Here is a 14,035-nt window from a genome sequence, read left to right as displayed (position 1 = left end):
GAAGGCTGAGCCGCGCTAACGGAATAGCCATGAAACTCTCTCGCCTGGCCCTGCCACTTTGCCTTCTGCCCTGCGCCGAACTCTTTGCCGACACCCCCGACCGCGATCAGGCCCTGAAACTGCCGGAGATGCTGATCAGCGCCAACCGCCAGGTGGAAGCTCGCAACGACAGCAGCGCCGCCAACACCGTGTTCACCCGGGAAGATATCGACCGCCTGCAACCCACCAGCCTGACCGACCTGTTGCAACGGGTGCCCGGGGTCCAGGTTGCCCAGAGCGGCGGCCGCGGCAACCTGCCGAACATTTTTATTCGCGGCACCAACTCGGCCCAGAGCCTGGTGCTGGTGGATGGCCAGCGCATCAGCAGTTCATCCTCCGGCGACAGCAACCTGCAGTTCATCAGCTTCGAGCAGATTGAACGGGTGGAAGTGCTGCGTGGCTCGCGCTCGGTGATCTATGGCAGCGACGCCATTGGCGGGGTGATCCAGATCTTCACCCGGCGCGGCGCCGACTCGGGGCTGCATGGGCGCATGCGTGTCGCCGCTGGTAGCAACCAGACCTGGGAGCGCAGCCTGGGCCTTTCCGGTGGCGACGCCCAGACCCGCTTCAGCCTCGGCGCCAACCTGGATGAAACCGCCGGGATCGACTGGACCCACGAATCGTTCCCCAGCGATGCCGACCATGATGGTTACCGCAACAAGTCGTTGAGCTTCACCCTCAGCCATGCGCTGAACGATGACCTGGAGGTAGGCCTCAACCTGCTGGATAACCGTGGTCGCACGCGCTATGACAACCCCTTCGGGCGCTACGACTCAAGCTACGACATCTTCGCCCAGGATCCTTACACCGATTTCAGTGTCAGCAGCGTCAGCAGCTATCTCGATGCGCACATCAATGATTACTGGACGTCGCGAGTAGAGCTGGGGCATAGCGAGAACCGCGACCTCAAGCGCGACAAACTCAGTGACGAACGAAACGTATTCAATACCTACCGGGACTCGCTGAACTGGCAGAACGATCTGCGCCTAGACGAGCACAACAGCCTGATCCTCGGCGCTGACTGGTACGAAGACCGGCTCAATACCAGCCCGGCGCGATTTGCCGAAGACAGCCGCTGGAGCCGGGCGGCCTTCATTCAGCACCGCTTTCGCGGTGACAGTTTCTCCACCGAGCTGGGTCTGCGCCGCGACCAGAACCAGCAATATGGCAGCCAGAACACCTGGAGCGGCACCTTTACCCTGCCGCTCAACCCGGACAATGACTTGCTGCTCTCCTATAGCGAAGGTTTCCGAGCGCCCAACTTCAGCGACCTGTATTACCCCGGCTTCAGCAACCCCGACCTCAAGCCGGAACACTCCAAGAGCTATGAATTGCAGTGGCGTAACCAACTGACGCAAAGCACTCGCCTGGAGACCTCGCTCTTCCGCACCGATATCAAGGACGCAATCATTTATGACCGCATAGCCCAACGCCCGGAAAACGTTGGCGCAGCGAGAATCAACGGTTTCGAAGCGGCCCTGAAACAGGAACTGTTCGGCTGGCAGACCAGCATCGGCACCGCGATCATTGATCCGCGCAATCGCAAGGATGGCCATCAACTGCCGCGCCGTGCCCGCCGCACCTTGAATCTGGATCTAGACCGGCAGTTCGACCAATTGGCGCTAGGTGCCAGTTGGCAACTGGTGAGCAAGAGCCGTGAGGACTTGAGCACGAAAAAGCAGGTTCCGATTGGCGGCTACGGCCTGCTCGGACTGCGAAGCAGTTGGGCGATCAATCAGGAAGTGAAGCTGGACCTGAAACTCGACAACATCTTCGACAAGTCCTATAGCCGCACGCTCTACGAGTACAACGGCAACGACTATGGCTACCGCAGCGAAGGCCGTACCTGGATGTTCGGCGTGACCTGGACACCTGAGCTGTAAGGTCCGCCGCCTTCGCCGGCAAGCCGGCTCCTACAGGCCCCCTAGGGCAAGGTCTGCCGGCGAAGGGGCTCAGCGCTCAGGTGCGATCAAGGCACAGAGCCTGGCCGTCGCGGCAATCATCTGCCCGCTGGGCCGCTCCAAGCCCTTGTCCCTTACCAGCAGCAACCGCCCCTGCTGCACCGCCGCGATCTGCGGCCAGGCCTTCCAGGCATCCAACTGCCCCTGGGCGGTGGCCAGGATCGCCTGCGGATTGCGCTGCAACACCGATTCGATACTGACCTGGGGCGCCGGCAGGTGCTGGTCGGCAAACACGTTGCGCGCGCCGCAGACGCTCAAGGCGTCGCTGATGATCTGCCCACCGCCCACGGTGTACAGCGGCTGGTCCCAGACCTGATAGAACACCGGCAACGGCGGTTCGCGGTGATAGCGGACGCGCAATGCAGCCAGTTGCCCGTTCAACTCGGCGGCCAGCTCGCGGCCGGCAGCCGGGCGACCCAGGCGCTCGCCGATCTCGGCAATCTGCGCGGTCAGTTGCGGGAAGTCATGGGGTTCGGCAACCAGGGTGGGAATCCCCAGACGCGCCAGCTGATCGCGCTGGGCCGGGCCGACACTGCCCGGCCAGAGCAACAGCAAATCAGGTTTGAGGCTCAGCAGGCGCTCGATATCCAGCTGGCCGTAGCGCCCCACCGAAGGCAGGTCCTTGAGCGGCGCGGGCCGTTCACCGGCATCCAGCACGCCCACCAGCAGCTCGGCGGCGCCTAGCTCTACAACGATTTCCGAGAGCGATGGCGCAAGACTCACCACCCGCTGCGCCGCCATCGCCGGAGCACTGGCCAGCAGGCACAGGACCGCCAGCCAGCGCAGCATCAGCCCAGTTGACGCGGAATGCGATAGAGGTAGAACAGCACCGCCGTGGACACCGCCAGAAGCATCAGCGGCACCGCTTCCAGGCCGACGAACACCGCCAGGGTGCCGATCCAGGCCGGCAGCGACGCCGCCAGGAACGCCACCCGCCGGCTGGCCGCAAGGTTGATCCAGGCCGCCGGTTCCTCGGGAGTGTCCAGGGCTTTCTGGGTGGCGATCAGGGCGTGCTTGTAGCCGCCGAAGAAGCGCAGGCTGACGAACATCGATGCCACCCCGGCAATGAAGAACGGCATCGCCAGCACCGGCAGGATGGGCTCGCCCTGGCCGAACAGCGCGTTGATCACGAACAACGGCAACAGGCCCAGGGCCAGGTATTGCCACCAACTGACGGTCAGGCGCCGCTTGACTTGGCCCCGGGTCACGCGCGGTCAACCTCGCCCTGGTGCTCGTTGCCCATCATGTGGTCGAGCTTGCTGGCCTTGGTCGCCAGGTAGAGTTTGTTGTGCGGGTTGTGGCCGGTGTGCAGCGGTACGCGCTCGGCGACCTGAATCCCCATCTCGGTCAAGGCCTTGACCTTGCGCGGGTTGTTGGTCATCAGGCGCAGGGACTTGACCCCCAGGTGCTCCAGCATCGGCAGGCACATGGCGTAGTCGCGCTGGTCGGCGGCAAAGCCCAGGCGTTCGTTGGCTTCCACGGTGTCGGCCCCGCCGTCCTGCAGTTCATAGGCGCGGATCTTGTTCAAGAGGCCGATACCCCGGCCTTCCTGGCGCAAGTACAGCAACACCCCACGACCTTCGCGGGCAATGGCCTGCAGGGCGGCTTCCAGTTGCGAGCCGCAGTCGCAACGCTGGCTGAACAACGCATCGCCGGTCAGGCACTCGGAGTGCAAGCGGCCGAGAACCGGCGCGCCGTCGGCGATATCGCCCAGGCTGAGCACCACATGCTCGCGGCCGGTAGCTTCATCGAGAAAACCATGCATGGTGAATTGCGCAAAAGGCGTAGGCAGCTTGCAAGCAGCAACAAAAACGACGGGCACTGTTGTGCTCCTGATCTGTATGAGGACTGGAGATTCGCAGAGGCGGCATTGTAACAGCAGCCTCCACTGGACGCTTAGGCTGAATTATCGGAGATAAAGATCGATAAGTTTGATCAACGCACCGCCGGCTAGGGGCTCCCGTCAAAGGGATAAGGCTGTTTCCAGCGCTCGAAAATCGGCCGCAAACGCCCGGTGCTCACCAGTTGCGCCATGCGCTGGTCGTACAGTTCGCGCATTTCCCGCCCGCGCGGGTTGCTGGCGAACCCCAGGTAAAGCGGCAGCTCGGTCAGGTGGGTACGCTTGAACTGGCTCGGATCGGAGGCCTGCCCCAGCACGTAGTCGATCTCGGTCTGGGCATCGATGTAATAGTCGGCACGGCTGTACAGCAGCATCGGCAGGATGCCGATGCGCCGGCGGATCTCGTTGTAACGGCGGACATTGGGCAGGTAATCCTGGTACTTGTAGCCGCGCACCCAGACCAGTCGATAACTGGCGATAGTCGCCAGGCTCAACTCGGGGTTGCTGGCCAGCCCCAGGGCGTAGATGTGATCGGTGTCGTAGTTCCAGTGAGGGTAAAGCACACCCGGCGACTCATCGCGGTAGGCCCCCATGTGGGCGTCCACTTCACCGCGCTGTACCAGCCCGACCGAACGGGTATAAGGCACGCTGCAACGTTCGATGGTCACACCCAGCGGCTCGAAGACTTCCCGCAGAATGTCCCAGCCCAGCCCCTCGCCGTTGGCTTCGGTGTAATCGCTCCAGACCTCGCTGGCGATGCGAATGTGCCTGGGCTGCGCCTGCGGCTCCGCGGCCCGGACGCAACAACAGCTCAAGGCAACCAGTAATACCAGCAGCGCGCGGCACACACCCATGCCTATTTCCTCAGCTGAAGCACCACACCAGCCCTTGCATCGCCAGCCAGGCGAACACCCCGGCGAGGATGTCGTCGAGCATGATGCCAACGCCGCCATGCACATGCCGGTCGATCCAGCGAATCGGCCAGGGCTTGAGAATGTCGAAGAAGCGGAACATCAGGAAACCTGCCAGCAGCCAGTACCAGCCTTCGGGCACCAGCCACAGGGTGATCCACATGCCGACCATTTCATCCCAGACGATGCCTTCGTGGTCATGCACCCGCAGATCGTCGGCCACCTTGCCGCACAGCCAGAAGCCGAACAGCATGGTGATGCCGAGCATCAGCCAGTAGCCCCAGTCCGGCAACATCTGCCACAGCGGGATAAAGGGTAGCGCAACCAGCGAACCCCAGGTGCCCGGGGCCTTGGGCAAGGTGCCGGAACCAAAGCCGAAGGCCAGGAAATGCCAGGGGTTGCGCCACACCGACGGCGGTACGAACTCCGCCGGGACCTGTTTGGGATGATCTGTCACTGTGTCTCCGGAAAGTGTTGATAACCCCGGGTGCCGGGGGTGATGTCCTGCCCATCGGCGTCCAGCAGCGTCACTCCCTGCCCGGCTACCACTCGCCCGACCACCCGCACTGGCCAGCCGGCCGTCAGTAGCGGCGCCAGTTCGGCCGGTGGCAGGGTGAAGGCCAGGACGTAGTCGTCACCGCCACTCAGGGCCGCGGCGCGAGCACCCTGCTGGCCGAGAAAGCCCAGCAGCGCCGGCGACAGCGGCAGTTTCTGAACCTCGACCTGCAAACCAACCGCCGAGGCCGTGGCGATATGGCCGCAATCGGCCAGCAAGCCATCGGAGATGTCCAGCGCCGCCGTGGCCTTGCCCCGCAGCGCCTGGCCAAGGGCCAGTTGCGGTTGCGGCGACCAGTAATGGGCCAGCAGTGGCTCAGCCAGCGCCGGCTCGGTGCTGCGCTGGCCCAGGACCAGCGGCAAGGCGCCGGCGGCGTTGCCCAGGTCACCGCCGACGCATAGCAGATCGCCTACCCGAGCACCGCTGCGGGTCAGGGCCAGGCCGGCAGGTACCCGGCCGAATACCGTCAGGGTCAGGGTCAAGGGGCCGCGGGTGGTATCGCCACCGATCAGACGCACCCCGCAGTTCTGCGCCATGGCGTTCAAGCCCTGGGCATAGGCCTGCAGCCAATCGGTGCTTACCGTCGGCAGGGTCAGGGCAAGGGTAAAGGCCAGTGGCGTGGCGCCCATGGCGGCCAGGTCGCTGACAGCCACCGCCAGGGAGCGTTGGCCAAGAAGAAAGGGCTCGCAGGGATCGGCGAAATGCACACCGGCCACCAGGGTGTCGGTGGAAATCGCCAACTGCTCGCCAGGGGCAACTGCCAGCAAGGCGCAGTCGTCGCCGATCCCCAGGGCAACACCCTCGCCGCCCTGCGCACAAGGCGCGGCAGCGAAGAAGTTACGGATCAGCTCAAACTCGCCCATGGCAGCCGCAAGCGCGATTCAGCGCTTGAACGCCTTCACTTCAGCTTCGCGCAGGCGTGGTGCCAGCTTGTCGAGAACGCCGTTGACGAACTTGTGGCCATCGGTGGAACCGAAGACTTTGGCCAGTTCGATACCTTCGTTGATCACAACGCGGTATGGCACATCGACGCGCTTGAGCAGTTCCCAGGTGGACAGGCGCAGAACCGCCAGTTCAACCGGGTCCAGCTCATCGATGGCCAGGTCCAGGCAAGGCACGAGCGCGGTGTCGATCTCGTTCTTGTTGGCCGGGACCCCGTGCAGGATCTCGCGGAAGTAGGCGCCGTCGATGTCAGTGAAATCGTTGTCGACCCGAAACTGCGCTTCGATCTCGTTCAGCGAATGCTTGGCCATGTGCCACTGGTACAGCGCCTGAGTCGCGAGTTGACGGGCTTCGCGACGCTTGGCGCTCTTGGATGGCTTGCCGGCGTTGGCAGGCTTGGGATCGCGCGGGTTGAAACGATCGCTTTCGTCGCTAATCACTTGGCCTCCAACTGCGCCAGCAGGCTGACCATTTCCAGGGCGGACAGGGCAGCTTCAGCACCTTTGTTGCCGGCCTTGGTGCCGGAACGTTCGATGGCTTGTTCGATCGAATCAACGGTCAGCACGCCGAAGGCCACTGGCACGCCGAACTCCATGGACACCTGGGCCAGGCCCTTGGTGCACTCGCCGGCCACGTATTCGAAGTGCGGAGTACCGCCACGAATGACCGCGCCCAGGGCGACGATCGCCGCATATTCACCCTTCTGTGCGACTTTCTGCGCGACCAACGGAATTTCGAAGGCGCCAGGAGCACGGATGATGGTGATGTCGCTTTCGCTCACGCCGTGGCGAACCAGGGCGTCAACCGCGCCGCTGACCAGGCTTTCGACGACGAAGCTGTTGAAACGGCCGACCACCAGGGCATAGCGGCCTTTAGGGGCGATGAAGGTACCTTCGATGGTCTTCAGGGTCATTCGACAAATCTCTTAAAGAGCCAGAGCGTGTCTAGTACACGCTCTTCAGTGATATTTGAACCGCGAATAGGCTGCCGGAAACAGGCGGCTTTTATTCGGAGGGCACGTATTCTACAACTTCCAGGTCGAAACCGGATATCGCATTAAACTTCATCGGCGCACTCATCAGGCGCATTTTGCGTACGCCCAGGTCGCGCAGGATCTGCGAACCGGCACCGACGATGCTGTAGGTGGTGGGTTTCTTCGCCGGCTGGTGCTCCGCGGTTTCACGGATATGTGCCAGCAGCACATCACCATCCAGCGGGTGCCCGAGCAACAGCACCACGCCACTGCCGGCCTCGGCCACCGTGGCCATGGCCGCCCGCAGGCTCCAGCGGCCCGGTTGCTTGACCATCAGCAGGTCGCGCAGCGGATCCATGTTATGCACCCGTACCAGGGTCGGCTCTTCAGCGCAGATCTCGCCCAGGGTCAGGGCCATGTGCACGTCGCCTTCCACGGAGTCACGATAGGTCACCAGGTTGAACTGGCCCAGTTCGCTATCCAGCGGCTGCTCGGCAATCCGCTGAACGGTACGTTCGTGGATCATCCGATAGTGGATCAGATCGGCAATGGTGCCGATCTTGATGTTGTGCTCGGCGGCGAAGGCTTCCAGTTCGGCGCGACGGGACATGGTGCCGTCGTCGTTCATCACTTCGCAGATCACCCCGCTAGGCTCGAAACCGGCCATGCGTGCCAGGTCGCAGGCGGCCTCGGTGTGGCCAGCGCGGGCCAGGGTGCCGCCGGGCTGGGCCATCAGCGGGAAGATGTGGCCCGGGCTGACGATGTCTTCGGCCTTGGCGTCCTTGGCAGCGGCGGCCTGCACGGTACGGGCGCGGTCAGCGGCGGAGATGCCGGTGGTCACACCTTCAGTGGCCTCGATGGAGACGGTGAACTTGGTGCCAAAGCCCGAACCATTGCGCGGCGCCATCAGCGGCAGCTTGAGCAGCTCGCAGCGCTCGCGGCTCATGGGCATGCAGATCAGGCCGCGGGCGTGCTTGGCCATGAAGTTGATGTGTTCGGCCTTGCAGCACTCGGCGGCCATGATCAGGTCGCCTTCGTTCTCGCGGTCTTCGTCATCCATGAGGATGACCATCTTGCCTTGGCGGATGTCTTCAACCAGTTCTTCGATGCTGTTGAGCGCCACTCGGCACCCCCTTGAGTCAGGATTTGAGATAGCCGTTAGCGGCCAGAAAACTTTCGGTAATGGTGCCGCCCGTGGCCTCGGCCGCCTTGTCGCCCAGCAGCAGGCGCTCCAGGTAGCGCGCCAGCAGGTCCACCTCAAGGTTGACCTGCCGACCCGGCCGGTAGTCGGCCATGATGGTTTCCGCCAGGGTGTGGGGAACGATGGTCAGCTCGAACTCGGCGCCATTGACCGCGTTGACCGTCAGGCTGGTGCCGTCGACGGTGATCGAGCCTTTATGGGCGATGTACTTGGCCAGTTCTTTCGGTGCGCGGATGCGGAACTGGATGGCCCGGGCATTTTCTTCCCGCGCCACCACTTCACCGACGCCGTCGACATGGCCACTGACCAGGTGACCGCCCAGGCGGGTGGTCGGGGTCAGGGCTTTCTCCAGGTTCACCCGGCTGCCGGCCTTCAACTGGTGAAAGGCGGTGCAGTCCAGGGTTTCACGGCTGACATCGGCCCAGAAACCATCGCCAGGCAGTTCAACAGCGGTCAGGCAGACGCCGTTCACCGCGATGCTGTCGCCCAGTTTGACGTCGGCCAGATCAAGCTTGCCGGTTTCTACATAGACCCGCACATCTCCGCCTTTTGGGGTCAATGCGCGAATGCTGCCGATGGATTCGATGATGCCGGTGAACATGGAGTCCTCCTCGAGAACAGGGCCGCCGGGTAGGCGAAAGTCGGGAATTATACGCTCGCTGGCGGGGCCGGGATGGCAGTGACTCGCCAGTCATCGCCCACCGCACGCATTTCGATGATCTTCAGCAAGGGCGCCTGGCCCATCTGCGCCAGCGGCCAGTCCAGCAAGGGCCGCGCAGAGGAGCCGAGGAACTTGCCGGCGACGAATATCTGGTACTCGTCCACCAGGCCCTGCTGGGCAAAGGCCCCTGCCAGGCGCGGGCCGGCTTCCACCAACACGTCATTGACCCCACGTGCCGCCAGTTCCAACAGCAGGCGACGCAGATCCACCTGGCCATCGGGGCCGGGAACAATCAGGCATTCCGGGCCGTTGGCGTATTGCTCTTCCACGGCTGCGCAAGTGGCAACCAACGCTGGGCCGGCCTTGAAGAATGGCGCATCCAGAGGCACCCGCAGGCGGCCGTCGATCAACACCCGCAGCGGCGGCCGGCTCATGGCCAGGGCGGTCTGTTCGGCATCCAGGCCCAATTCGGCGGCGCGCACGGTCAGCCGCGCGTCGTCCGCCAGCACCGTGTCTGCGCCGGTCAGCACCACACTGGACTCGGCCCGCAGGCGCTGCACCGCAGAGCGCGCCGCAGGGCCAGTGATCCACTGGCTCTCGCCACTGGCCATGGCGGTGCGGCCATCCAGGCTCATGGCCAGCTTGACCCGCACATAAGGCAAGCCGTGCTCCATGCGTTTCAGAAAGCCTTTATTGATCGCCCGCGCCTCGCCTTCCAGCACACCGCTATGGGTGTCGACACCGGCCTGGGCCAGGCGCTGCAAGCCACGGCCGGCCACTTCCGGGTTGGGGTCCTGCATGGCCGCGACCACCCGTGCCACGCCGGCATTCACCAGGGCGTCGGCGCAGGGCGGCGTACGCCCGTGATGGCTGCAGGGTTCGAGGGTCACATAGGCGGTGGCGCCACGGGCCAGTTCACCGGCCGCGCGCAGGGCATGCACCTCGGCATGGGGCTCGCCGGCCCGCACATGCCAGCCCTCGCCCACCACCTGGCCGTCGCGCACGATGACGCAGCCGACACGCGGGTTGGGATGGGTCGAGTAGCGCCCCTTGCGTGCCAGTTCCAGAGCACGGGCCATGTAGTGGGCGTCGAGGATCGCTTGCTCGGCAGGCTGGCTCATTGCTTGGCCGGCTCACGGGCAAGACGGTCGATCTCTTCGCGGAATTCGTTGAGGTCCTGGAAACGCCGATAGACCGAGGCGAAGCGGATGTAGGCGACTTCATCGAGTTTTTGCAGCTCGGTCATCACCAGCTCACCCACGACCAGGGACTTGACCTCGCGCTCGCCGGTGGCACGCAGTTTGTGCTTGATGTGCACCAGCGCCGCCTCCAGACGCTCGACACTCACCGGGCGTTTTTCCAGGGCGCGCTGCATGCCGGCGCGCAGTTTTTCTTCGTCGAAGGGCTGACGGCTGCCGTCAGTCTTGATCAGGCGCGGCATCACCAGTTCGGCGGTTTCGAAGGTGGTGAAACGTTCACCACAGGCCAGGCATTCACGCCGGCGGCGCACCTGTTCGCCCTCGGCGACCAGACGCGAGTCGATGACCTTGGTGTCGTTGGCACCGCAGAAGGGACAGTGCATGGTGGCAGGCAACAAAAAAAGGGAGGGCCATGGTAGCGCATCCCACTGGCAAGACAAGCCATAGCCTTTACGGTATACAGACCGACTATTATGTTTCGCACACGGAAATTCGCCTTGTTGGAGCTTCAGATGCCGCTCAGACCGCTCGTTCTGCTCAGTCTTGTCAGCCTGTTGGTCGCTTGCAGCAGCGATGCGCAAAAACCTGCGGCCCCCTCCACGTCACAGCAGCAGGCGGTGAAAAAAAATCAGGAACCGGCCGATCAAGGCCCCTTGCCGGCCTACCAGCGCGAGCTGAGCGGCACCCTGGAGGGCGTACCGGCCGGCGCCGACGTCGAGCTGGCACTGCTGGTGATCGATGAGCGCGGCCGTCCGCAACGCCTGCTGGCCAGCAGCAACCTGAGCGGCACCAGCCAGGCCCTGCCGTTCCGCCTGCGCTTTGCCGCCGAAGCCTTTCCGGTCGGAGCCCGGGTCGAACTGCGCGGCCGCGCCAGCCAGTCCGGCCAATTGATCCTGCACCTGCCGGCACAACGCATCGACCAGCCCACCAGCCAGGCCCTGGGCCAACTGCAATTTATCAAAGCCCCATGAATGTCCCGCTCGACCTGCAAGCTGCCCTCGGCGAACTGCTGGGTGACGCGCGACTGGTAGCCTGCGAGCTGCCCGATACCACGCTGAAACTCTGGCTGATCGACGCCGACAATATGGACCGCGCCTTCACCCCGGAAGAAACCCGGCGCATCCTCCACGAGCCGCCCTACTGGAGCTTCTGCTGGGCCAGCGGCCTGGCCCTGGCGCGCTACCTGGCCGAGCAGCCGCATTGGGTCGCGGGCAAGCGGGTGCTGGATTTCGGTGCCGGTTCCGGCGTGGCGGCGATTGCCGCGGCAAAGGCCGGGGCCCGGGAAGTGGTGGCCTGTGACCTTGACCCGCTGGCCATTGCCGCCTGCCGGGCGAATGCCCAACTCAATGGCGTCGAGCTGAGCTATTCCATGGATTTCTTCGCCGAGGCCGACCGCTTCGACCTGATCCTGGTGGCAGACGTGCTCTACGACCGGGCCAACCTACCGCTACTGGACCAATTCCTCAGCCGTGGCCGCCAGGCCCTGGTGGCGGACTCCCGCGTACGGGACTTCCAGCACCCGCTCTATCAGCGCCTGGAAATGCTCAATGCCCTCACCCTGCCCGACCTGGCCGAACCCTGGGAATTTCGCAACGTGAGCCTCTATCACGCACAGCGGCGATAGCGATTTTCAGCCTCCCGGCCAGCCTTTATAGTGCTTCCATTCCCGCTTATTCGAGATCCCCCATGAGTCAGGAAACGCCCTACATCTTCGACGCCCGCACCGCTGACTTCGACCAGTCGGTGATCGAGAACTCCTTTCACAAGCCGGTCCTGGTGGACTTCTGGGCCGAGTGGTGCGCGCCCTGCAAGGCGCTGATGCCGATGCTGCAGCAAATTGCTGAGAGCTATCAGGGCGAACTGCTGCTGGCCAAGGTCAACTGCGATATCGAGCAGGACATCGTCGCCCGCTTCGGCATCCGCAGCCTGCCAACCGTAGTGCTGTTCAAGGACGGCCAGCCAGTAGACGGCTTTGCCGGTGCGCAACCGGAGTCCGCGGTGCGGGCCATGCTCGAACCCCATGTGCAGATGCCGCCACCGCCGGCCGCCGACCCGCTGGAACAGGCCGAAGCCCTGTTTGCCGAAGGCCGTATCGGCGATGCCGAGGCCCTGCTCAAGGTGCTGCTGGGCGAAGACAACAGCAACGCCAAGGCGCTGATCCTCTATGCCCGCTGCCTGGCCGAGCGTGGCGAGCTGGGTGAAGCCCAGACCGTGCTCGACGCGGTCAAGAGCGATGAGCACAAAGCGGCCCTGGCCGGGGCCAAGGCGCAGATCACCTTCCTCAAGCAGGCCGCGGACCTGCCGGATGCCGCCGAGTTGAAGGCGCGCCTGGCCAAGGACCCGCAGGACGATGAAGCGCTGTATCAACTGGCGATCCAGCAACTGGCGCGCCAGCAATATGAAGCGGCGCTCGAAGCCCTGCTCAAGCTGTTCATGCGCAACCGCAGCTACAACGAAGGCATCGCCCACAAGACCCTTCTGCAAGTCTTCGACCTGTTGGGCAACGACCACCCGCTGGTGACCGCCTACCGCCGCAAGCTGTTCGCCGCCCTGTACTGAGCCGCAGGAGCTGGCTTGTGTAGGAGCTGGCTTGCCAGCGAAAGCGTTCACAGGTCGAACGCGCTCGCCAGCAAGCTGGCTCCTACAGGGTCATTGCACCCAGCTGTAGAGCGGAGTATCCGCGCCGCTCACCACCTTGACCTCAGCGCAGTGGCGCAAGCGCACCAACAAGCGCTTGCCCGCCGCCGCGCTGCCGGCCAGCCCTTCCAGTTGCTCCAGCAACTCCGGCCCACTGAGCTGCCCGGCCTTGCGCAGCAACTCCTTGGTGGCCTGCCACAAGGCATCGTCCTGGCTGGCCGGCTTCGCCGCCACCGCGACGCTCTCGGGCTTGGCCGCCTGCAACTGCGCCCCCAGTTGCGCCCAGTCGCCTTCGTCCAGTTCCAGGGTCAAATCCACCGGCCAGTCGCCGATGCTTCCACGAATCCGCAACATTGCTGTGCTCCTGAATTTTTCTGACGAGCATGCTCCCACGCGTCTTGCGCAACGCCAAGCGGACGGTCAAACTCAGCGACCGATTGTTATAAGATCACATAACATTTATTTCATCTTCGCTCCGGAGACTTGCTATGCGCCGTCTGCTACTCGCCCTGCCGTTCGCCCTGTTGCCGCTGGCCGCCTCCCAGGCCGCGCAAGCCCATGATCACGAGCATGAACATGGCAGCCTCGGCGCCCACGAACATGGAGTCGGCCGTTTGAACGCAGTGCTCGATGGCCAGACCCTGGAACTGGAACTGGAAAGCCCGGCAATGAACCTGGTGGGCTTCGAACATGCTCCGAGCACCGATGCCGACAAGGCCAAGGTGGCTGCCGCCCGCACCCAGCTGGAACAGCCGCTGGTGCTGTTCAGCCTGCCCAAGGCAGCGGCGTGCGTGGTGGCCAAGCAGGAGCTGGAGAGCCCGCTGTTCGGCGACAAGCCCGATGCCGATGATCACGATGACGACGACCACGATGAAGATGCCAAGGACGCCGCTGGCCACGAGCATCACCATGAGCACAGCGAGATCCACGCCCACTACCAGTTCACCTGCGCCAAGCCGGATGCCCTGAAGAGCCTCGATCTGGGGCAGATCTTCAAGACCTTCCCCGCCACCCAGAAAATTCAGGTACAACTCATTTCGCCGAATGGCCAGCAGGGCGTCGAAGCCAGCGCCACGGCCGCCACCCTGAAGTTCTGAGCGCCAACCCTGTAGCCG

Annotated in this window: 18 protein-coding genes; 5 read left to right on the top strand and 13 right to left on the bottom strand. The window is 63.9% G+C overall.

The features are described from left to right. Positions 1-29 precede the first annotated feature (29 nt). Positions 30-1,922, top strand: coding sequence for a TonB-dependent receptor (locus KCG88_RS29230; protein WP_210713655.1), 1,893 nt, complete (start codon positions 30-32; stop codon positions 1,920-1,922). Between the two features lie 69 nt (positions 1,923-1,991). Here KCG88_RS29230 and KCG88_RS29225 read toward each other — a convergent pair whose 3' ends face one another. From KCG88_RS29225 to nrdR, 12 genes are all read right to left on the bottom strand, one after another. Beyond that, positions 1,992-2,789, bottom strand: coding sequence for a cobalamin-binding protein (locus KCG88_RS29225; protein ID WP_210713654.1), 798 nt, complete (start codon positions 2,787-2,789; stop codon positions 1,992-1,994). After that, positions 2,789-3,208, bottom strand: coding sequence for a hypothetical protein (locus tag KCG88_RS29220; RefSeq protein WP_011063729.1), 420 nt, complete (start codon positions 3,206-3,208; stop codon positions 2,789-2,791). Before KCG88_RS29220 ends, KCG88_RS29225 begins: the two co-directional genes overlap by 1 nt. After that, a complete protein-coding gene (ribA, locus tag KCG88_RS29215) occupies positions 3,205-3,822 on the bottom strand; it encodes a GTP cyclohydrolase II (RefSeq protein ID WP_011063730.1) in 618 nt (205 codons plus the stop codon). Before ribA ends, KCG88_RS29220 begins: the two co-directional genes overlap by 4 nt. Before the next feature lie 128 nt (positions 3,823-3,950). Continuing rightward, entirely contained in the window at positions 3,951-4,694 is a 744-nt protein-coding gene (locus KCG88_RS29210) for a transporter substrate-binding domain-containing protein (RefSeq protein WP_047289509.1), read from the bottom strand. Positions 4,695-4,704: 10 nt separating this feature from the next. Beyond that, entirely contained in the window at positions 4,705-5,208 is a 504-nt protein-coding gene (locus tag KCG88_RS29205) for a phosphatidylglycerophosphatase A (protein WP_047289510.1), read from the bottom strand. Beyond that, a complete protein-coding gene (gene thiL, locus KCG88_RS29200; RefSeq protein WP_210713653.1) occupies positions 5,205-6,170 on the bottom strand; it encodes a thiamine-phosphate kinase in 966 nt (321 codons plus the stop codon). The genes KCG88_RS29205 and thiL overlap by 4 nt, the downstream gene beginning before the upstream one ends. A gap of 18 nt (positions 6,171-6,188) precedes the next feature. Next, positions 6,189-6,689: a transcription antitermination factor NusB gene (gene nusB, locus KCG88_RS29195; RefSeq protein WP_047306286.1), complete on the bottom strand. Its 501-nt coding sequence runs from the start codon at positions 6,687-6,689 to the stop codon at positions 6,189-6,191. Beyond that, positions 6,686-7,162 (bottom strand): 6,7-dimethyl-8-ribityllumazine synthase, encoded by a 477-nt coding sequence (ribE, locus tag KCG88_RS29190; RefSeq protein ID WP_016968455.1) that lies wholly within the window; start codon positions 7,160-7,162, stop codon positions 6,686-6,688. Before ribE ends, nusB begins: the two co-directional genes overlap by 4 nt. A gap of 91 nt (positions 7,163-7,253) precedes the next feature. Continuing rightward, positions 7,254-8,345 (bottom strand): bifunctional 3,4-dihydroxy-2-butanone-4-phosphate synthase/GTP cyclohydrolase II, encoded by a 1,092-nt coding sequence (gene ribBA / locus KCG88_RS29185; protein ID WP_047289512.1) that lies wholly within the window; start codon positions 8,343-8,345, stop codon positions 7,254-7,256. A 16-nt stretch (positions 8,346-8,361) separates the two neighbouring features. Next, positions 8,362-9,024 carry a riboflavin synthase gene (locus KCG88_RS29180; RefSeq protein WP_011063737.1) on the bottom strand — a complete coding sequence of 221 codons (663 nt, stop codon included), beginning with the start codon at positions 9,022-9,024 and terminating at the stop codon, positions 8,362-8,364. 47 nt (positions 9,025-9,071) lie between these two features. Then, positions 9,072-10,205, bottom strand: coding sequence for a bifunctional diaminohydroxyphosphoribosylaminopyrimidine deaminase/5-amino-6-(5-phosphoribosylamino)uracil reductase RibD (ribD, locus tag KCG88_RS29175; protein ID WP_047337909.1), 1,134 nt, complete (start codon positions 10,203-10,205; stop codon positions 9,072-9,074). Further along, on the bottom strand, positions 10,202-10,666 hold the full coding sequence (gene nrdR / locus KCG88_RS29170; RefSeq protein WP_019095943.1) for a transcriptional regulator NrdR: 465 nt from the start codon (positions 10,664-10,666) through the stop codon (positions 10,202-10,204). Before nrdR ends, ribD begins: the two co-directional genes overlap by 4 nt. 129 nt (positions 10,667-10,795) lie before the next feature. Here nrdR and KCG88_RS29165 point away from each other — a divergent pair, with 129 nt between their 5' ends. The 3 genes from KCG88_RS29165 (at position 10,796) to trxA (ending at position 12,842) form a co-directional block, all read left to right on the top strand. Continuing rightward, on the top strand, positions 10,796-11,254 hold the full coding sequence (locus KCG88_RS29165) for a lipoprotein (RefSeq protein ID WP_047337910.1): 459 nt from the start codon (positions 10,796-10,798) through the stop codon (positions 11,252-11,254). Continuing rightward, positions 11,251-11,907, top strand: coding sequence for a 50S ribosomal protein L11 methyltransferase (locus KCG88_RS29160; RefSeq protein WP_047289516.1), 657 nt, complete (start codon positions 11,251-11,253; stop codon positions 11,905-11,907). Before KCG88_RS29165 ends, KCG88_RS29160 begins: the two co-directional genes overlap by 4 nt. Before the next feature lie 62 nt (positions 11,908-11,969). Next, on the top strand, positions 11,970-12,842 hold the full coding sequence (gene trxA, locus KCG88_RS29155) for a thioredoxin (RefSeq protein ID WP_011063742.1): 873 nt from the start codon (positions 11,970-11,972) through the stop codon (positions 12,840-12,842). A gap of 90 nt (positions 12,843-12,932) precedes the next feature. Here the strand turns inward: trxA and KCG88_RS29150 are convergent, their stop codons facing one another. Then, positions 12,933-13,274, bottom strand: a complete 342-nt coding sequence (locus KCG88_RS29150; RefSeq protein WP_047337911.1) for a hypothetical protein — start codon at positions 13,272-13,274, stop codon at positions 12,933-12,935. A gap of 134 nt (positions 13,275-13,408) precedes the next feature. On the opposite strand from KCG88_RS29150, the gene KCG88_RS29145 reads away from it, so the two are divergent. Further along, positions 13,409-14,017 (top strand): DUF2796 domain-containing protein, encoded by a 609-nt coding sequence (locus KCG88_RS29145; RefSeq protein WP_210713652.1) that lies wholly within the window; start codon positions 13,409-13,411, stop codon positions 14,015-14,017. The last annotated feature ends 18 nt before the right edge of the window (positions 14,018-14,035 follow it).

It is taken from the genome of Pseudomonas sp. MWU349, assembly GCF_017947325.1.
Lineage (GTDB): Bacteria > Pseudomonadota > Gammaproteobacteria > Pseudomonadales > Pseudomonadaceae > Aquipseudomonas > Aquipseudomonas protegens.
This window is presented reverse-complemented; position numbering and strand designations above follow the sequence as displayed.